The sequence below is a fragment of the Alcaligenes sp. WGS1538 genome (assembly GCF_043187505.1).
Taxonomy (GTDB): domain Bacteria; phylum Pseudomonadota; class Gammaproteobacteria; order Burkholderiales; family Burkholderiaceae_B; genus Alcaligenes.
On the sequence record NZ_CP171109.1, the window covers coordinates 2578701 to 2598042 of the forward strand.

The following is a 19342-nucleotide window of genomic DNA, read 5'->3' on the forward strand; positions in this document are numbered from 1 at the left end:
TTCAATTACCGCATTTTAGCGTTTCTTATGGCCACACCCACACTACGCGTCCAAGGACCTCGAGAACGCATGCTGGCGCACGGCCCGGCCTGCCTGACCACTCCCGAACTGTTGGGCATCGTGCTGCGCACGGGCACGCGCGAGCGCAACGCCGTGCAGCTCGGCCAGGCGCTGCTGGACCATTTTAACGGACTCACGGGATTATTATCGGCCGAGGCCTCCGCGCTGCGGCAGGTCGACGGCATAGGCCCGGCCAAATGCGCCGAGCTGCTGGTCATCCGCGAACTGCAGCGCCGCTGCGCCCTGGAGGCGCTGGTCGGCCAGCCTCTGCTGGACCAGGCCGACAAGGTGCGCGACTACTGCGTCTCGCACATCGGCCACCTGCCGGTGGAGCACTGCCTGGCCCTGTTCCTGGACAACCAGTTGCGCCTGATCTGCGCCGAGGAAATCAGCCGCGGCACCATCAACCAAGCTTCGGTCTATCCGCGCGAGATCGTGCGCGCCGCATTGCGCCACCACAGCTCGGCCATCATCCTGGCGCACAACCATCCGTCCGGCGCCGCCTATCCGAGCGACGCCGACATCCGCCTGACGCGCCATATACGCCAGGCCCTGGCCCTGGTGGAGGTCCGCCTGCTGGACCACATCATCGTCACGCCCACGCAGGCCGTCTCCATGGCCGAACGAGGCGACCTCTGAACCCACACTGCTTCAGTACCAAATCATCTACACTGCGGGCATTACCGACCAAATTCCGATTCCGCCATGCGCACCATCTGGGACATTTCTCCGCCGGTCAGCAGCCGCTCCCCCGTCTTTCCGGGCGACACGCCCTACCGCCAGAGCTGGCGCTGGACACTGTCGGACGCCTGCCCCGTCAACGTATCCGAAATCACGCTCTCGCCCCATGTGGGCGCCCACGCCGACGCGCCCTTGCACTACGATCCGCAGGGCGCGGCCGCCGGCGCGCTGGCGCTGGAACCCTTCATCGGCCCGTGCCGCGTCATTCATGCGCGCCACGGCAAGGCCTTGATCGAACCGGCCGACCTGCTGCCGCACCTGGAGGGCTGCCCGCCGCGCATCCTGGTCAGCACCACCGCCCAGGCGCCGCAACAGGCCTGGACGGACCATTTCGCGGCCTACTCGCCGGCCAGCCTGCAATTGCTGGCCGAGCGCGGCGTACGGCTGGTGGGCATAGACACCCCCAGCGTCGACCCGGCCAGCAGCAAGACCCTGGACAGCCACCAGATCCTGCGCCGCCACGACATGCGCGTGCTGGAGAACCTGGTGCTGGACCACATCGCCCCCGGCGACTATGAACTGATCGCCCTGCCCCTGGCGCTCGTCGAGGCTGACGCCAGCCCCGTTCGCGCCATTCTTCGTTCTCTAGCCTGACATCATGACCCATACCGATCCCACGCCCGGCGAACGCATTGTCGCTGAAGAACATGCCAAGCTCGATTTTTCCCGCGACATGAGCTATGGCGATTACCTCTGCCTGGACCAGCTGCTCAACGCCCAGCACCCGCTCTCGCCCGAACACAACGAATTGCTGTTCATCATCCAGCACCAGACCAGCGAGCTGTGGATGAAGCTGCTGCTGCACGAACTGCGCGCCGCCATCGGCTGCCTGCGCGAGGACAGGCTGCAGGAAACGCAGAAGATGCTGGCCCGCGTCAGCAAGATCATGGCCGCGCTGGTCAATGCCTGGGACGTGCTCAGCACCATGACGCCGCCGGAATACTCCGCCCTGCGCCCCTATCTGGGCCAGTCCAGCGGCTTTCAGAGCTTCCAGTACCGCGAGATCGAATTCTCCCTGGGCAACAAGAACGCGGCCATGCTCAAGCCCCACCAGCACAACCCCGAACGCCTGGCCGGCGTCCTCCAGGCCTACGAAGCGCCCTCGCTCTACGACGAGGCGCTGCGCTGCCTGGACCGGCACGGTGTACCGGTGCCGGCCGACTACCTGGAGCGCGACTGGCGCCAGCCCTACAAGGCCAGCCCGGATGTGGAACAGGCCTGGCTGCAGGTGTACCGCGACGCACCCCGCTACTGGGAACTGTACGAACTGGCCGAGAAGCTGACGGATCTGGAGGACGCCTTCCGGCTCTGGCGTTTTCGCCATGTGACGACAGTCGAACGCATCATCGGCTTCAAGCGCGGCACAGGCGGCACCTCCGGCGTGTCCTACCTGCGCAAGATGCTCGATACGGTGCTGTTCCCCGAACTCTGGAGCCTGCGCACCAGCCTGTAGGAACCGGTCTGTTGCGCTCTTGCACGGGGCTTCTCGGGTTTTTCTTTGAAAAGCCCCGGCTCGATGTTAGAATTTCAGGCTTTACCGGATACGTGGCAAAAGCCCAATTAGCTTTTTGGCGCTGGAAGGCAAATAAACAGCGGGTGGCACCAGCAACACAGCGGCAGACAATGCCCTGTCCCTTGCATGCGCTTTCCGCCCATGCTTGCCAAGTGCCTGCTGGCGGTCCTTACTTGTCAAAACAGGAATCATCATGAAAGAAGGCATTCACCCAGAATACCGCGACGTGGTGTTTCTGGACCTGCAAACGGGCAATTCCTTTATCACCCGTTCCACCGTCCAGACTCGCGAAACCATCGAAAAAGACGGCCAGACCTATCCTCTGTTCAAGTGTGACGTGACGTCCGAGTCGCACCCCTTCTACACGGGCGCCCAGACGCGCATCGTGGAAACCGGCCGCGTCGAGAAGTTCCGCGCCCGTTTCGCCCGCACCGCCGGTACCGTCAAGAAAGGCGAATAAGCCCTCTTTGCCAGTACCCGCGTTCAGCGCAAGAAAAGGCAGCTCCGGCTGCCTTTTTTTACCGCTGATGCCCCTCTCGGGGAACAGCAGGCCATCCTCGGCCTGCGCGGCGTGGGAGTATTTTCACGGCCACAGCACAGCCCTTTGATTTAACATAGGGCGAATCCACAGACTGTTTCATCCGTACGTGTCTTCCAGCCTCATACCCAACTCCACACCCGCCCGGCTCACCGCCACCGCGGCCGTCAAGCTGCCCCGACTGGTGCTGATCGTCGTGGGCACCATCTACATTCTTGCCGGCCTGTTCTTCCGCGATCCCTGGAAAGCCGATGACGTGATCGGGCTGGCCACCATGATGACCGCCCTGGGCGATTCCAGCGGCCAGGCGCTGCTGTTGCCGCAGGTCGGCAATCTGGCGCACGCGCAGGACGGCCCGCTGGCCACCTGGCTGGGCGTGCTGTGCATCACCCTGTTCGCGCCGCTGCTCAAGCTGTTCACCTCCGACCTGAACGCCACCATCGCCGCCTCGCGGCTGCCCAACCTGCTGTGGTTCGGCATGCTGGCCGGTTCGGTCTGGCATTGCGCCTACCTGCTGGCCCGGCGCCCCGAAGCCCAGCCGCTGCGCCTGCCCTTCGGCGGCGAACCCTCGCCCGCCGACTACGGACGCATGATCGCCGACGCCGCCCTGCTGCTCACGGTGGCTACCGTGGGCATCATCTGGCGCATGCACGAAACCTCCGAAGTGCCGGCCATGATCGCCCTGCAGGCCCTGGCGCTCTACAGCCTGGTGCGCATGTTCGACCGGCCCGCCTCGGGCGCGATCCTGCTGGGCCTGTCGCTGGGCGCCTGCTTTCTGGCGCGCGGCTGGCTGGGCGCCCTGCCCGTGATGGTCGCCACCGCGCTGTGTTTTCTGCCGCGCGGCCCGCTGCGCTCGCACATTCAGTGGCTGGCTCTGACCATCGCCCTGACCGTGGCCATCATCATGGCCTGGTGGATACCGGCCAAGCGGGTCAGCATCTACTGGACCGATCAATGGCGCCTGTGGCACCTGGCCGCCTGGGGCTGGAGCGGCCTGAAGGAGCAGCTCAACAACCTGCGCGACCTGGCCTGGTTCCTGTGGCCCACCTGGCCGCTGTCCCTGCTGGCGCTGTGGCAGTGGCGCAGCTGGCTGCGCGCCCCGCACATCTACGTGCCGGCCATCAGCTTCCTGATCCCCACCCTGAGCCTGCTGCTGGTGCGCGACGCCTTCGAACCCGAGTACGCCCTGCTGGTGGTGCCCTGCGCCGTGCTGGCCGCCTTCTCGCTGCCCACGCTGCGCCGAGGCGTGGTCAACACGCTGGACTGGTTCGCCATCATGTGCTTTTCGCTGACCGCCGCCACGGTCTGGCTGGGCTGGATCGCCCAGCAGACCGGCTGGCCCAGCCAGATCGCGCGCAACATCGCCCGCCAGACCCAGGGCTACGACACCTTCGTTTCCTGGCCTGTCATGATCATCGCCGCGCTGGGCACCCTGGCCTGGATCGCCCTGGTGCGCTGGCGCCTGTCCACGCATCCGCCCGGCCTGCTGCGCGGCACGGTGCTCTCGGCCGGGGGCCTGATCACCACCTGGCTGCTGCTGGTCACGCTGTGGATGCCTTCGCTGGACTATGTGCGCAGCTACCGCGACGTGTCGGGCGAGCTGGCCGCGGCCCTGAAAGAGAACCGCCGCCCCGGCGAATGCCTGCGTTCCTGGGGCGTGGGCTCGGGGCAGCGCGCCTCCTTCCTGGTTTTCGACGACATCAGCATCAATTTCGACAACCGCTGCACGCTGGTGCTCGAGCAGTTCTCGCTGCGCGATCTGCGCGACAACAACGCGCCCATTCCGCCCAATGCCGTCGAACTCTGGCAGGGCAAGCGCGGACCGGACCGTCACGAAGCCTTCCGCCTGCTGCGCATCCAGAATCCTTGAGGTCGACAGGCCCCAGCCTCCACCATGCCCACCCTGTTCCATCACAACTGGAAAAGCCAGGCCGGCCTGATCCTGCGTCAGGCCTGGCCGGTGCTGGTCGGCTCCTGGGCGGGCATCGTCTTCGGCGTGCTGGACACCGTCATGGTGGGCCACAGCAGCGCCATCGACCTGCAGGCCATGGGCCTGGGCGTGTCCATCTATATATCGGTGTTCATCGGCCTGATGGGCGTGATCCACGCCCTGATTCCCATCACTGCGCAAAGCTTCGGGGCCCGCAAGCTGACCGACGTGGGCCGCTGGTGGGGCCAGGGCGTCTGGCTGGCCTTGCTGCTGACCCTGATCGGCACGCTGGGGCTGGCCCTGCCCGATCTCTGGCTGCGCTGGTCGGGCGACCTGGACCCGCTGGTGCACGAGCGCGTCACCTGGTACTTGCGCAGCCTGATCCTGGCCCTGCCCGCCGCGCTGGTGTTCCGCACCATCTACTGCCTGGGCACGGCCGTCTCCCGGCCCAAGGTCGTGATGACGATCAATCTGCTCAGCGTGCTGTTCAAGGCCCTGTTCAACTGGCTGTTCATCTTCGGCAAGGCCGGCCTGCCCGCCATGGGCGCGGTGGGCTCGGGTCTGTCCACCGCCCTGGTGTCCTGGCTGATGCTGCTGGCCGGCCTGTGGGTGCTGCGCACCGATCCCTTCTACCAGCCTTTCCGCTTGCGCCTGGGTCTGCCCGACTGGCGCTCGCAAAAAGAGCTGTTGCGCCTGGGCCTGCCCATGGGCGGCTCCTACCTGATCGAGATCTGCGCCTTCAGCTTCATGGCGCTGCTGGTGGCGCGCGAAGGCGTGTTCGTGTCCGGCGCACACCAGATCATGGCCAACCTGGCCGCCGTCTGCTTCATGGTTCCCATGGCCGTGGGCGTGGCCTCGGCCTCGGTCAGCGCCCAGGCCATCGGCGCCGGCCAGTTCCACCGCGCCCGCCACATCGGCATGCTGGGCCTGGCCCTGGTACTGGCCGGCGTGCTCGTGATCGTCAGCCTGCTCGTGCTGCTGCGGCCCACGCTGGCGCACGCCTACACCGACGATCCGGAGGTCGCTCTGCTGGCCCTGCTCCTGCTGCAGCTGCTGCCGTACTTTCATTTCTGCGACGCCTTCCAGTGCGTCATCTCCTATCTGCTGCGCGCCTACAAAGTGGCCTTCGTGCCCATGCTGCTGCAGTTCCTGGCCCTGAGCGTACTGGGTCTGGGGGGAGGCTGGTGGCTGGGCTTCGGCCCCGCGGCCGGCTCCCTGGACGGCATCCTCCAGCGGCTGGCGCCGGGCGCGCCGACCGGCGCCGCCAGCCTGTGGCTGATGGCCAGCCTGGGCCTGGGCGCCTCCGCCTTCCTGCTCCTGCTGTGGTATGCCCGCATCCTGCGCATCCACAACCCCGCCCGGCGCGCTCGCCCAAGCTGAAGACACGACAAGCAACGGGGCGTTTCCGCCCCGTTGCTTGATGCCGTCCTGCATTCAGGCTGCGTTGGCTCCGCCGACCGCGGGAACGGACGGCTCCTCTTGCGCAGGCGCATCCGGCGCGGCCGCATTGTCCATCAGCGGCGTCACCAGATCCACGACCTTGCTGCGTGAAAGCAGTCCCAGGAACTCGTCGTTCTCTCCCGTGACGGCCATGGGCTCGTTGCTGCGCAGCATGTGTCCCAGGACCTCGTCCAGGCCGGTGGTCGCCGGCACGGACGTCATCTCGTCCACATAGCCCGAGACGTCGCGCGCTCCCGCGCGCACGGCCTCCTCGGCACGGGTGCGCATCAGCACGCCCGCCAGCCGCTTGCCGTCCAGCACGGGCGCGTAGCGCACGCCGCGCTCGCTCATGCGCTCCAGGGCATGCGCGGCCCGCGTGCGCATGGTCAGGGTGAGGGTCTTGCTGGATTCGCGCACCGCATGGGTGGCGTTGAGCACCTTGCTGCGATTGACGTCCTGCAGGAAGGCCTGGACGTAGTCGGTCGCCGGCGACAGCAGGATGTCCTCGGGCGAGCCTTCCTGGATCAGTTCGCCGTCCTTGAGGATGGCGATCCGGTTGCCCAGGCGCAGCGCTTCATCCAGATCATGGGTGATGAAGACGATGGTCTTGTTCAAGCGGGCCTGCAGCTCCAGCAGCTGATCTTGCATCTCGCGGCGGATCAGGGGATCCAGGGCCGAGAAAGCCTCATCCATCAGGAGGATGTCGGCGTCGGTGGCCAGCGCGCGAGCCAGACCCACGCGCTGCTGCATGCCGCCGGACAACTGGTGCGGAAACTGTTTCTCGAACCCCTGCAGCCCCACCTGCTCCAGCCAGTACAAGGCTTTTTCTTCGCGCTGGGCCCGCGCCACGCCCTGCACCTGCAGGCCGTAGGCGGCGTTCTCCAGCACCGTGCGATGCGGAAACAGGCCAAAACGCTGGAACACCATGCTGATCTTCTGCTGGCGGAACCTGGCCAGGGCGCGCGCGTCCAGGGTCATCACGTCCACATCGTCCACCAGTATCTGGCCGGCGGTCGGCTCGATCAGGCGATTGAAGTGGCGGATCAGCGTGGATTTTCCCGAACCGGACAAGCCCATGATCACATAGATGCTGCCATGCTCGATGGACAGGCTGATGTCGCGCAGGCCCAGCGTGTGGCCGCTTTCGGCCAGCAGCTCGTCCTTGCGCACGCCCTGGCGGGCGCGCTCCAGCCAGCGCTCCGGATGGGGGCCGAAGATCTTGTAGATATTGCGGACTTCAATCTTGCTCATGCGGCCTCCCGGGTCTGGAAACGACGGCCGAACTCCTGGGTGATCCGGTCGAACAGGATGGCCAGCAGCACGATGCCCAGGCCGGCCATCAGGCCGCGGCCCACCTGCAGGCGGTTGATGCCCTGCAATACCTCATAGCCCAACCCGCGCACCCCGATCATGGAGGCGATCACCACCATGGCCAGGGCCATCATGGTCGTCTGGTTGATGCCGGCCATGATGTTGGGCATGGCCAGCGGCAGCTGCACGCCGTAGAGCTGCTGCCAGCGGTTCGAGCCGAAGGAGCGCGAGGCCTCCAGCACTTCGCTGTCCACCAGGCGTATGCCCAGGTCCGTCAGGCGGATCACCGGCGCGATGGCGTAGATCACGGTGGCGATCAGGGCGGCGATCTTGCCCAGATTGAACAGCATCACCACGGGGATCAGATAGACGAAGCTGGGCATGGTCTGCATCACGTCCAGCACCGGCAGCATGATGCGTCGCAGCCAGTTGAAGCTGGCCATCAAAAGGCCCAGGGGAATGCCGATCAGCACCGACAGGAACACGGCCACGACCATCAGGGCCAGCGTCTGCATGGCGGCGTCCCACAGGCCTATCAGCCCGATGGCGAACAGCATCAGGGCCATGGCGGCGGCAAACAGCACGCGCCGGCTGGCCAGCCAGGCCAGGCCGAACACCACCAGCACCACCGCCCACCAGGGGCTGCTGCGCAGCATGGTTTCCATGAAGACAAGCATGTCCAGCAAGGGCTGCGTCATGGCGCGCAGCACGCTGGAATAATTGGCGACCAGCTCGCCCACGAACTGGTCGATGGGCAGGCGCAGGGCGCGCGGATCAATCAGGTCTGGAAACATAAAAAACACTCCGTAGAACTCGTGCGGACGGCCAGGCGCGAACCTGTCCAAGACGCCGGCCCGCCCGAAGGGGCAAGCCGGCCAGGGGCGCTCGACCCTCGGACGTTCCCGGCAAAGGGAACTGCCCGCGGACCGGTGCGCCCCGCGAAAGGCACGAGTACTAAAGAGCGGTCTTTACGCGTTCCGCCACGTCGGCGGGCACCCACTGGGTCCAGACGTCGCCGTGCTCCTTCAGGAACCACTGGGCCACGTCCTCGGGCTCGCCTTCGGTTTTTTCCATGTGCGCCATGGTCTGGTTCATCAGTTCCAGGGGCACGCTGACTTTGGCCAGGAAGGCCGTCAGCTTGGGCGCTTTTTCGGAGAAGTCGGTGTTCACGGCCGTGAACACCGGATTGTCCGGGTAGGCCGTGGCTTGCGGGTCCGCGCAGTTCGGATCGGTCAGGCAGGCGTGCTTGTCCTTGTCATAGGCGGGCAGCTCCAGCTTGACCAGGTCCATGGAACCGACCAGGGGCGTGGGGTACCAGTAGTAGAAGACGATGTTTTCCTTGCGCTGGTAGGCGGAGGTCAGCGCCGCTTTCTGCGTGGCGCCGGTGCCCGGCGAGAACAAAGTGAAGGTGTCGCCCAGCTTCAGGGCGTTGAACAGGTTGCCGCTCACCACCTCGCATCCCCAGCCGGCCGGGCAGCCATAGAAGCGGCCCTTGCCGGGCTCTTCCGGATCCTTGAACTCGTCCTTGAACTTGGGCAGGTCCTGAGCCGACTTCAGCTCGGGCAGGCGCTCGGCCGTGTAGCGCGGAATGAACCAGGCCTCGCCGCCCATGTAGATGTCGCCGATGCGCTTGACGCGGCCGCTGGCCTCGGCTTTCTGCCAGGGCTCGAAGGTGCTGTTCAGCCAGATCTCGCTGTTCACGTCCAGGTCGCCGCGCTCCAGGGCGGCCAGCGCCGGAAGCGTCTCGACCGAGACGACCTCGGTCTTGCAGCCGTAACCCTTGTCGGCGATGAAGCGCTCGACCTCGGTCAGGACCAGATTGGATTCCCAGTTCATGCCGCCGAAACGCACGCTGCGGTCCAGCTCGCAGGCCGGCGCATCCGCCGCCTGTGCCAGGCCGGAGGCGGCGGACAGGCCCAGCACTACGCTGGCCAGAAGGGAACGTTGGAAAAGAGGGGATCGGTGCGAGCGCGACTCGGCACCGGCGCGAGGGAAGTATGAAGACATGATGCTCCTCCTTGAGTTACTGTGGACGCGTCCTGCATGATCAGTCGGCGCCAAGGCTAAAGGGGTGTGCGGAAGACGATTCACAATCGCCAATACATACCTGCGTAGCGAGTGCAATGCACTCGTGAAGCCACTGGAGGCGGCAGGGCGGGAATCCTTGCGGGAACCGTCATCCTGGCCGACACCTTTCCCGGCCGGCTGGCCGGAAAGTGGCTGGGGGACACCGTGCGGACACGGTGAATTCTGCGGTGACGGCAGGCTGTCGAAGCCGGCCTCACCAGGTTGATGCGTCAAAGAACGGAGGCCATTCTACGAGTCTTTGCCATCAAAAACAATTTTTTACCGCATTTAATTCCAATAAACATGCGATAAGTCAACTGCAAAAACGCAACAAAGCCTTTGCCACACGCGGTTTTCACGGGTTTTTGAATTTTTTTTTGTAACTTTTTTTGGCCGCCGCCTTTTCCCCGACTCAAGCCCAAGGAAGCGCGCATGAAAAAGGCAAGGCCGCGGCCTTGCCTTTCTCCAGCGGGACGAATTCCTTCAACGCTGGTACATGTAGTCGCGTCGCCATGGATAAGCCAGATCCGCCGGGTAGTCCAGCTCATCGGCGCGTCCGCCTCCCTGCGGGTGCGCCAGCACCTGGTGCAGAGCGATCCAGCCGTGCTCGAAACCCATGGCGCAGCCGGCCAGGTAGATCCGGTAAGCGCGCAGGGATTTGCGCCCCTGCTCGGAGTCCAGGGTGGCGGCCGCCTTGTCCAGCTGCGCTTCCAGCGCATCGCTCCAGGCCCAGAGCGTGCGGGCATAGTGGGGACGCAGATTCTCCACGTCCAGCCCTTCCAGGCCGCCTTCGGCAAGGTGGCGCATCACGTGGCTGATATGGGTCAGCTCTCCGCCGGGGAAGATGTATTTTTCGATGAAATCCCCCATGCCCGCGCCCAACTGGCTGTTGTCCAGCCCGCCGGCGGTGATGCCATGGTTCAGGATCAGGCCGCCCGGCTTGACCAGGCGGCGCAGCTTGTCGAAGTAGGCGCTGAGCTGTGCCCGGCCCACATGCTCGAACATGCCCACGGAGGCCAGCTTGTCATACGGCTTGAGTTCATCGAGCTCGCGATAGTCCAGCAGCATCATGCGCGCCCGCCCGGCCAGACCTTTCTGCTCGATCAGGCCATTGACGTAGGCATGCTGGTTGCGCGAGAGGGTGATGCCGGTGACGTCCACGTCATAGTTTTCAGCCGCCCACAGCAGCAGGCCGCCCCAGCCGGCGCCCACGTCCAGGAAACGCTCGCCCGGCTGCAGGCGCAGCTTGCGGCAGATGTGGTCCAGCTTGGCTTCCTGCGCCTGTGCCAGCGTCATGCCCGGCTCGCGGTAATAGGCGCAGGAATAGACTCGGCGCGGATCCAGCCACAGGGCGTAGAAATCATCCGACAGATCGTAATGGAACTGGATCTGCTTGGCGTCGCGCTCCAGCGAATGGCGCCAGACGGAAGTCAGGTGCTTGATGATGGAAGTCAGCCATCCGGCCTGCGCGGCGTCCACCGGAGAGCCGGGCAGGATCTCGGCCGCCAGATGCATCAGGTCGCGCATGGAGCCCTCGAAATCCATCCGCCCTTCCACGTAGGCCTCCCCCAGCAGCCCCGACTGCCCGGCGGCCAGCTGCGCCAGCGTGGCGTTGTCCTTGATGGTCAGGTGCATGCGGGCATTCGCAGGTCCCACCTGCTCGCCGCCTGGCAAGGTCAGTCGCACCGGCACGCTCAGTTGCGCCAGCTTGGCCTCTACCGCTGATGAAATAGAACTCAACTCCGCCTCCCTGTATGTGAAACAAACAAAGATGGCGATGCGCCGCCTCTTTCAGCACATCGCCCGTAACCTGCCGGCCGCGCCCGAAACGAAGTGGCGGTCGGCAAGAGCGGCCCGCATGCCGGAAGCCGTCCAGATACTTTAGACCTGAAACAGAATTCCGCGGACCGCCCGTACTGCGTGCTAAACTCGACTCTTCTGCCGTGCGAATAATTTATCATTGAAAGCGGCGCCCAGGGTGCAGCGTCCCGCCAGGCGGCATGGACATCGCCCACAGCAACAAGAAGCCGGATGACAAGCAACTCCACCCCCGCCTTTCCCCGCTGGTTGATCCTGATGGGCCTGCTGACCGCCCTCGGACCCCTGGCCATCGACATGTACCTGCCGGCCTTTCCGGCCATGGCGCAAGGCTTGCAGACCACGCCGGCGATGGTGGAGCGCACGCTGGCCGGCTACCTGCTGGGCGTGGGCCTGGCGCAGCTGGTGTACGGCCCCATGGCCGACCGCTTCGGGCGCAAGCCGCCCCTGCTGATGGGCCTGCTCATCTTCACCACGGCCTCGTTCTTCTGCTCCATCGCCGACGACATCGAGCACCTGACGCTCTGGCGCATCGTGCAGGCCTTCGGCGGGGCGGCCGGCATGGCCATCCCGCGCGCGGTCATCCGCGACCGCTTCGAGACCCGCGAAGCCGCCAAGGCCCTGTCCCTGCTGATGCTCATCATGGGCGTCATGCCCATCCTGGCCCCCCTGATCGGCGGACAGATCCTGATCTTCAGCGACTGGCGCGGCATCTTCGACTTCATGGCCGGCTGCGGCGTGCTGCTGGGCCTGTTCACCCTGTTCACCATGAAGGAGTCGCTGCCCGCCGAGCGGGCCGTGCCCCTGCGGCCGGGCATCATCGCGCGCAACTACGCCGGCCTGCTGCGCCATCGGGAATTCATGTTCTACTCGCTGGCGGGAGGCTTGAGCTCGGCCGGCATGTTCGCCTACATTTCGGGCTCGCCCCGGGTGTTCATCGAGTTGTTCAATGTGGAGCCCCGGCATTTCGGTTTCTACTTCGGAGCCAATGCGGCCTCGCTGATCGTGTTCTCCCAGGTCAGCGCCCGCCTGCTGAACACCTACAGGCCGCAGACGCTGCTGCGCATCGCCCAGAACCTGCAGGCGCTGATCACGGTGGCCGGCGCCGTGCTGGCGGCCCTGGGCCTGCTGACCCTGCCGCTGCTGATGGCCACCCTGATGGGCTTCATGGCCTGCCAGGGCTTCGTGAATCCGAACTCGGCGGCGCTTGCGCTGTCGGACCAGGGGCGGCGCCTGGGCACCGCCTCGGCGCTGATGGGCGCCATGCAGATGATGTGCGGCGCCCTGGCCGGTCTGGCCGTCAGTTCATGGGCCGACGTCAGCGCCCTGCCGCTGACCGCGGTGCTGGCCGCCTGCGCGGTTCTATCGTGGCTGTTTGGCCGCAACGCCCGCGCAAATGCACGGTAAAACTTGATCTAACCGTTTTTTCCATATTAGAATAATCTGCTTTAGGCCCCATGTCGGGGTTAACACGATCCTAATTTTATAATCGCCCGCGGCTTTTTACGTTTGAGCGGAGGCCGATTTAGATATCAAGGGGTATGACCATGGCACGCGTATGCCAAGTGACCGGAAAAGGCCCAATGTCGGGCAACAATGTTTCGCACGCCAACAATAAGACCAAGCGTCGCTTCCTGCCAAACCTGCAGTCCCGTCGTTTCTGGGTCGAGAGCGAAAACCGCTGGGTGCGCCTGCGCGTATCCGCCAACGCCATCCGCACCATCGACAAGAACGGCATCGATGCCGTTCTGGCCGAAATGCGCTCCCGCGGCGAAAACGTCTAAGCCGCGCTTCATAAACATCTCACCAGGAGCTCAACATGGCTAAAGGTATACGCGAGAAAATCAAACTCGAATCGTCCGCAGGCACCGGTCACTTCTACACCACCACCAAAAACAAGCGCAACACGCCTGAAAAAATGGTGATCAAGAAATTCGACCCCGTTGCCCGCAAGCACGTCGAATACAAGGAAACCAAGCTGCGCTAAGCAGTCCGCCCGCCGCAAGGCAGGCCGGTTCCAGACAAAAAACCCTGCCCGGCAGGGTTTTTTTTCGCCCATGCCGCCGGCGCGCCAGGACCGCCTTGACGCACCAGGGCCGCACAGTCGGGGCCTGGCGCCTTCCCAGTCGGGGTCATATCGATGTTTGCCCCGTATAATGGCGGATACTTCATCCATTTTGTCTAAAACGGTATTGCCACTCATGCAGGAACGTTACAACCCCCGCGAGGTTGAACAACTCGCGCAGCAGAACTGGTCCGATCGCGACGCTTATCGTGCCACCGAAAACGCCACCACGCCCGACGGCTCGCTCAAGCCCAAGTTCTATGCGTGCTCCATGCTGCCCTACCCCAGCGGCAAGCTGCACATGGGCCATGTGCGCAACTACACCATCAACGACATGATGGCGCGCCAATTGCGCATGCGCGGTTACAACGTTCTGATGCCCATGGGCTGGGACGCCTTCGGCATGCCTGCCGAAAACGCCGCCATCAAGTCCCGGGTGCCGCCGGCCAAGTGGACCTACGACAACATCGCCTACATGAAGAAACAGATGCAGGCGATGGGGCTGGCCATCGACTGGTCGCGCGAAATGTGCGCCTGCGACCCCAGCTACTACAAGTGGAACCAGTGGCTGTTCCTGAAGATGCTGGAAAAAGGCATCGCCTACCGCAAGACCCAGACCGTCAACTGGGACCCCGTGGACCAGACCGTGCTGGCCAACGAGCAGGTCATCGACGGCCGCGGCTGGCGCTCGGGCGCGCTGGTGGAAAAGCGCGAGATCCCCGGCTACTACCTGCGCATCACCGACTATGCCGAAGAACTGCTGGACACGGTCAAGAACGGCCTGCCCGGCTGGCCCGAGCGCGTACGCCTGATGCAGGAGAACTGGATCGGCAAGAGCCAGGGCGTGCGCTTCGCCTTCCCCCACGACATCCGCGACGAACAGGGCGAACTCATCCAGGACGGCCGCCTGTACGTCTTCACCACGCGCGCCGACACCATCATGGGCGTCACCTTCTGCGCCGTGGCCCCTGAACACCCGCTGGCGCGTCATGCGGCGCGCGACAACGCCGCCCTGGCCGCCTTCATCGAAGAGTGCAAGAAAGGCGGCACCACGGAAGCGGACCTGGCCACGCGCGAAAAAGAAGGCCTGCCCACCGGCCTGACGGTCAAGCATCCCCTCACCGGTGCGGACGTGCCCGTCTGGGTCGGCAACTACGTGCTCATGAGCTACGGCGACGGCGCCGTGATGGGCGTGCCCGCCCACGACGAGCGCGACTTCGCCTTCGCCCTCAAGTACCAGTTGCCCATACGCCAGGTCATTGCCGTCGAGGGCAAGGACTACGACGCCACCCAATGGCAGGACTGGTACGGCGACAAGCAGCAGGGCCGGACCATCGCATCGGGCAAATACGACGGCCTGAGCCACGAACAGGCCGTGGACGCCATCGCCGCCGACCTGGCCGCCGCCGGCCTGGGCGAAAAACAGACCACTTTCCGCCTGCGCGACTGGGGCATCTCGCGCCAGCGCTACTGGGGCACGCCCATCCCCATCATCCATTGCGAAGACTGCGGCCCGGTCCCCGTCCCCGAAAAGGACCTGCCCGTGGTCCTGCCCGAAGAACTGATCCCCGACGGCAGCGGCAACCCGCTGAACAAGCACGAAGCCTTCCTGAAGTGCGACTGCCCCTCCTGCGGCAAGCCCGCCCGCCGGGAAACCGACACCATGGACACCTTCGTGGACTCGTCCTGGTACTTCCTGCGCTACACCGCGCCGGACAGCCTTGACGCCATGGTCGACGGCCGCACCGATTACTGGATGCCCATGGACCAGTACATCGGCGGCATCGAGCACGCCGTGCTGCACCTGCTGTACGCCCGCTTCTGGACCAAAGTCATGCGCGACATGGGCCTGGTCAAGGTGGACGAGCCCTTCACGCGCCTGCTCTGCCAGGGCATGGTGCTCAACCACATCTACTCGCGCCGCACGCCCCAGGGCGGGATCGAATACTTCTGGCCCGAAGACGTCGAGAACGTCTACGACGACAAGGGCGCCATCGTGGGCGCGCGCCTGAAGAGCGACGGCTCGGAGATCCAGTACGGCGGCATCGGCACCATGTCCAAGTCCAAGAACAACGGCGTGGACCCGCAGTCCCTGATCGATTCGATGGGCGCCGACACGGCCCGCCTGTTCGTCATGTTCGCCAGCCCGCCCGAGCAGACCCTGGAATGGTCCGATTCCGGCGTGGAGGGCGCCAACCGCTTCCTGCGCCGTCTCTGGGCCTTCTGCCACAACCACGCCGACGCCCTGCGCGCCGGCAATGCGCAAGGCCGGGACTGGTCCGACCTGGATGCCGAATCCAAGCGCGTGCGCCTGGAGATCCACTCGCTGCTCAAGCAGGCGGACTACGACTACCAGCGCATCCAGTACAACACCGTGGTGTCGTCCTGCATGAAGATGCTCAACACCCTGGAGCAGGCCAAGTGGGCCGACACGCCGGCCGCCCAGCGCGCCCTGGCCGAAACCACCTCCATCCTGCTGCGCGTGCTGTATCCCGTGGTGCCGCACATCACCTGGCAACTGTGGCGTGAGCTGGGCTGGGCCGATACACTGGGCGACATGCTGGACGTCGCCTGGCCCCAGGTGGACGAACAGGCGCTGATCGCCGACGAGATCGAACTGATGCTGCAGGTCAACGGCAAGCTGCGCGGTTCGGTCGTGGTGCCTCATGGCTCGGACAAGGCCGTCATCGAACAGGCCGCCGCCGGCCACGAGGCCGTGGCCAAGCACCTGGAAGGCCGCCCCGCCAAGCGCATCATCGTGGTGCCCGGCAAACTCGTGAACGTCGTAGGATAAATCCATGCACTCTGCCCGCCTTCCGCTGTCCGCCCGCCTGTCCGCGTTCCAACCACGGCAGTGGGGGCTGGCGGGCGTGCTGATCCTGCTGAGCCTGTTCCTGACGGCCTGCGGCTTTCACCTCAAAGGGGTGGCGCCGCTGCCGTTCGATACGCTCTACACCAACATCTCCGACAACACCGCCTTCGGCGCCAACCTGCGCCGCAACCTGACGGCCAGCTCGCCCAACACGCGTTTCGTGGACCGCCAGCAGGACGCCGAAGCCGTTCTTCTGGAACTGGAACACAGCCGCAGCCAGCGCGAGATCTCCATCAACGCCAAGGGCCAGGTGGAAGAATACGAGCTGCAGCTGAACTTCGTCTTCCAGCTGAACGACGCCAAGGGCCGCGTCATCCTGCCGCCCACCACGCTCAGCGCCATCCGCGAAGTGCCGTACGACGCCGAAGCCGTGCAGGCCAAGGACAGCGAAATCGCCATGATCTTCCGCGACATGGAACAATCGCTGATCAACCGCATCGTGCGCCGCCTCAGCTCGCCGGACGTCGCCAACGCATTCCGCTACGCCGCCAGCCAGCCCGACCTGCCCTCTCTCGAGGAAAGCGAGCGCCTGCCCCGCAACGAGGCGCGCTTCTGACCATGGGCCGCAAAGCCGACCACGACACCCTGCTGCGCGAGCTGAGCACGCCGTCCGCGGCCTTCCAGCCCCTGTATGTGTTGTGCGGCGACGAGCCCCTGCTGCTGGTGGAGGCCGCCGACGCCGTGCGCGCCCGCGCCCGCCAGGACGGCTTCACCGAACGCAGCAGCTTCACCTTCGATGCCCGTTCGGACTGGTCGCCGCTGTTTGCCGCGGCCCAGAACATCTCCCTGTTCGGCGATCGCAAGCTGGTGGACCTGAACATCCCCAGCGGCAAGCCGGGCAAGCCGGGCGCGGACGCCCTGCAGCGCCTGTGCCAGCTGGTCGCCAACGGCCAGATGGACGGCACCGCCGTCCTGATCCAGCTGCCGCGCCTGGACAAGGCCACCCGCAGCGCCAAATGGTGCCAGGCGCTGGAGCAGGCCGCCTGCTGGGTGGACATCCAGCCGGTCGGCCGCCTCGCCCTGCCGGGCTGGATCGCGCAACGCCTCAAGCGCCAGGACCAGAGCCTGGAACGCGAAAGCCTGGAATGGATGGCCGACAAGGTCGAAGGCAATCTGCTGGCTGCGTTCCAGGAGATCCAGAAGCTCGCCCTGATCTACCCGCCCGGCGCGCTCAGCCAGCAGGAGCTGGAAAACGCCGTGCTGAACGTCGCGCGCTACAGCGTGTTCGACCTGCGCGATGCCATGCTGGCCGGACAGAGCCGCCGCGCCCTGACCGTGCTGGACGGCCTGCAGGCCGAGGGCGAGGCCCTGCCTTTGGTGCTGTGGGCCGTGGGAGACGAAGTGCGCACGCTGGCTCGCCTGGCCCGCGCCCGCCAGCAGGGCCAGGACATCGCTTCCCTGTTCCGTCAGCACCGCATCTTCGGGCCGCGCGAAAAACTCGTGCGCCAGGCCCTGGAGCGCATCCCGGACGCCGCCTGGCCGGCCGCCGTGCTGCACGCCCACGACATAGACAGGCTCATCAAGGGCCTGCGCCCGGCCGGCCGCCAGAACGATCCCTGGGAAGAAATGCGCCGCCTGACCTTGCGTATCGCCGTGGCGACACGACCGGCCCGCGCCTGACTCCCCGACGCCCCGAAACCCTTTATTTGTTGCGATAATGCTCTCTTGAACCGGAGAGTTTCACGGCTATGAACGACATCACCCATTCCTCCGCCGCCCAGCAGGCCGGCGACCTGCCCACCCTCATGCGCGACCTGGGCGTGCGCGCCCAGGCCGCTGCGCGCCGCATGCGCGCCGCCAGCGGCAAGGCCAAGGCCGACGCCCTGCGCTACATGGCCGACGCCCTCATGGAGCAGAAGGTCCAGTTGCAGGCCGCCAACGAGCTGGACCTGCAGGCCGCGCGCGAGCGTCAGATCGCGCCGGCCATGATCGAGCGCCTGGCCCTGTCGGACAAGGCCCTGCACATCATGACCACGGGCCTGCGCCAGATCGCGGACATGGACGATCCGGTCGGGCAGATCAGCGCCTCGCGCACCCGCCCCAACGGCATGCGCGTGGCGCAGATGCGCGTGCCCCTGGGCGTGATCGGCATCATCTACGAATCCCGGCCCAACGTCACCATCGACGCGGCCGCCCTGTGCCTGAAGTCGGGCAACGCCACCATTCTGCGCGGCGGCAGCGAGGCCTTCCATTCCAACCAGGCGCTGGCGCGCATCATCGCCGACGGCCTGGAGCGCGCCGGACTGCCCAAGGAAGCCGTTCAGGTCGTGCCCACCACCGACCGCGACGCCGTGGGCCTGCTGGTCACCATGAATGATTTCGTGGACGTCATTGTGCCGCGCGGCGGCAAGAGCCTGATCCAGCGCCTGAGCGCCGAAGCCACCGTGCCCCTGATCAAGCACCTGGACGGCAACTGCCACGTCTATGTGGACGAATTCGCCGACCTGGAGAAGGCGGCGCGCATCGTGTTCAATGCCAAGACCTACCGCTACGGCATCTGCGGCACCATGGAAACCCTGCTGGTGCATCGCAATATCGCCCCCGCCTTCCTGCCCGGCGCCGCCCGTCAGCTGCAGGAAAAGGGCGTGGAGCTGCGCGGCTGCGAACAGACCCGCGCCCTGGTCTCGAACGTGATACCGGCCACCGAATCCGACTGGGAAACCGAATTCGCCGCGCCCATCCTGGCAGTGCGCATCGTCGACTCCATGGAGCAGGCCATGGATCATATCGCCCGCTACAGCTCCGAGCACACGGAATCCATCGTCACGGAGAACCTGAGCAACGCCGAACGCTTTCAGCGCGAGGTGGACTCCAGCTCCGTCATGGTGAACCTGCCGACCTGTTTCGCCGACGGCTTCGAATACGGCCTGGGCGCGGAAATCGGCATCTCCACCAACCGCCTGCACGCCCGCGGCCCCGTCGGCCTGGAAGGACTGACGACCTATAAATGGGTCCTGCACGGCGACGGCCAGTTGCGCGGTTAGACC

18 protein-coding genes are annotated in these 19342 nt (G+C 65.4%); 13 read left to right on the forward strand and 5 right to left on the reverse strand.

What is annotated here, in order from left to right:
• Nucleotides 1-27: 27 nt before the first annotated feature.
• The 6 genes from radC (at nucleotide 28) to ACF3ND_RS12045 (ending at nucleotide 6162) form a co-directional block, all read left to right on the forward strand.
• Nucleotides 28-699, forward strand: a complete 672-nt coding sequence (gene radC / locus ACF3ND_RS12020) for a DNA repair protein RadC (protein WP_394060738.1) — start codon at nucleotides 28-30, stop codon at nucleotides 697-699.
• 66 nt (nucleotides 700-765) lie between these two features.
• Nucleotides 766-1395, forward strand: coding sequence for an arylformamidase (gene kynB / locus ACF3ND_RS12025; RefSeq protein WP_394060740.1), 630 nt, complete (start codon nucleotides 766-768; stop codon nucleotides 1393-1395).
• Nucleotides 1396-1399: 4 nt separating this feature from the next.
• Nucleotides 1400-2254, forward strand: a complete 855-nt coding sequence (kynA, locus tag ACF3ND_RS12030; RefSeq protein WP_394060742.1) for a tryptophan 2,3-dioxygenase — start codon at nucleotides 1400-1402, stop codon at nucleotides 2252-2254.
• Nucleotides 2255-2507: 253 nt separating this feature from the next.
• Nucleotides 2508-2774: a type B 50S ribosomal protein L31 gene (locus ACF3ND_RS12035; protein ID WP_394060744.1), complete on the forward strand. Its 267-nt coding sequence runs from the start codon at nucleotides 2508-2510 to the stop codon at nucleotides 2772-2774.
• 187 nt (nucleotides 2775-2961) lie between these two features.
• Entirely contained in the window at nucleotides 2962-4722 is a 1761-nt protein-coding gene (locus tag ACF3ND_RS12040; RefSeq protein ID WP_394060745.1) for an ArnT family glycosyltransferase, read from the forward strand.
• Nucleotides 4723-4746: 24 nt separating this feature from the next.
• Nucleotides 4747-6162, forward strand: coding sequence for an MATE family efflux transporter (locus tag ACF3ND_RS12045; RefSeq protein WP_394060747.1), 1416 nt, complete (start codon nucleotides 4747-4749; stop codon nucleotides 6160-6162).
• Between the two features lie 54 nt (nucleotides 6163-6216).
• On the opposite strand, the gene ACF3ND_RS12050 is transcribed toward ACF3ND_RS12045, so the two are convergent.
• From ACF3ND_RS12050 to ACF3ND_RS12070, 5 genes are all read right to left on the reverse strand, one after another.
• Complete coding sequence (locus ACF3ND_RS12050) at nucleotides 6217-7473, reverse strand: glycine betaine/L-proline ABC transporter ATP-binding protein (protein WP_394060749.1); 1257 nt, start codon at nucleotides 7471-7473, stop codon at nucleotides 6217-6219.
• Nucleotides 7470-8327: an ABC transporter permease gene (locus tag ACF3ND_RS12055; protein WP_394060751.1), complete on the reverse strand. Its 858-nt coding sequence runs from the start codon at nucleotides 8325-8327 to the stop codon at nucleotides 7470-7472. Before ACF3ND_RS12055 ends, ACF3ND_RS12050 begins: the two co-directional genes overlap by 4 nt.
• A gap of 160 nt (nucleotides 8328-8487) precedes the next feature.
• A complete protein-coding gene (locus ACF3ND_RS12060) occupies nucleotides 8488-9540 on the reverse strand; it encodes an ABC transporter substrate-binding protein (RefSeq protein ID WP_394060753.1) in 1053 nt (350 codons plus the stop codon).
• 290 nt (nucleotides 9541-9830) lie between these two features.
• A complete protein-coding gene (locus tag ACF3ND_RS12065) occupies nucleotides 9831-10148 on the reverse strand; it encodes a hypothetical protein (protein WP_394065876.1) in 318 nt (105 codons plus the stop codon).
• Complete coding sequence (locus ACF3ND_RS12070; RefSeq protein ID WP_394065830.1) at nucleotides 10084-11331, reverse strand: class I SAM-dependent methyltransferase; 1248 nt, start codon at nucleotides 11329-11331, stop codon at nucleotides 10084-10086. Before ACF3ND_RS12070 ends, ACF3ND_RS12065 begins: the two co-directional genes overlap by 65 nt.
• A gap of 345 nt (nucleotides 11332-11676) precedes the next feature.
• Here ACF3ND_RS12070 and ACF3ND_RS12075 point away from each other — a divergent pair, with 345 nt between their 5' ends.
• The 7 genes from ACF3ND_RS12075 (at nucleotide 11677) to ACF3ND_RS12105 (ending at nucleotide 19339) form a co-directional block, all read left to right on the forward strand.
• The gene (locus tag ACF3ND_RS12075) at nucleotides 11677-12825 is read left to right on the forward strand and encodes a Bcr/CflA family multidrug efflux MFS transporter (protein WP_394065831.1); all 1149 of its coding nucleotides are present in this window, start codon (nucleotides 11677-11679) and stop codon (nucleotides 12823-12825) included.
• A gap of 140 nt (nucleotides 12826-12965) precedes the next feature.
• Nucleotides 12966-13202: a 50S ribosomal protein L28 gene (rpmB, locus tag ACF3ND_RS12080; protein WP_394065832.1), complete on the forward strand. Its 237-nt coding sequence runs from the start codon at nucleotides 12966-12968 to the stop codon at nucleotides 13200-13202.
• Between the two features lie 35 nt (nucleotides 13203-13237).
• Nucleotides 13238-13405, forward strand: a complete 168-nt coding sequence (rpmG, locus tag ACF3ND_RS12085; protein WP_341669215.1) for a 50S ribosomal protein L33 — start codon at nucleotides 13238-13240, stop codon at nucleotides 13403-13405.
• A gap of 214 nt (nucleotides 13406-13619) precedes the next feature.
• Nucleotides 13620-16277: a leucine--tRNA ligase gene (gene leuS / locus ACF3ND_RS12090; protein ID WP_394060756.1), complete on the forward strand. Its 2658-nt coding sequence runs from the start codon at nucleotides 13620-13622 to the stop codon at nucleotides 16275-16277.
• A 4-nt stretch (nucleotides 16278-16281) separates the two neighbouring features.
• Nucleotides 16282-16911, forward strand: a complete 630-nt coding sequence (gene lptE / locus ACF3ND_RS12095) for an LPS assembly lipoprotein LptE (RefSeq protein WP_394060758.1) — start codon at nucleotides 16282-16284, stop codon at nucleotides 16909-16911.
• A 2-nt stretch (nucleotides 16912-16913) separates the two neighbouring features.
• Complete coding sequence (gene holA, locus ACF3ND_RS12100) at nucleotides 16914-17975, forward strand: DNA polymerase III subunit delta (RefSeq protein ID WP_394060760.1); 1062 nt, start codon at nucleotides 16914-16916, stop codon at nucleotides 17973-17975.
• A gap of 68 nt (nucleotides 17976-18043) precedes the next feature.
• Nucleotides 18044-19339, forward strand: a complete 1296-nt coding sequence (locus ACF3ND_RS12105; RefSeq protein WP_394060762.1) for a glutamate-5-semialdehyde dehydrogenase — start codon at nucleotides 18044-18046, stop codon at nucleotides 19337-19339.
• Nucleotides 19340-19342: the final 3 nt, after the last annotated feature.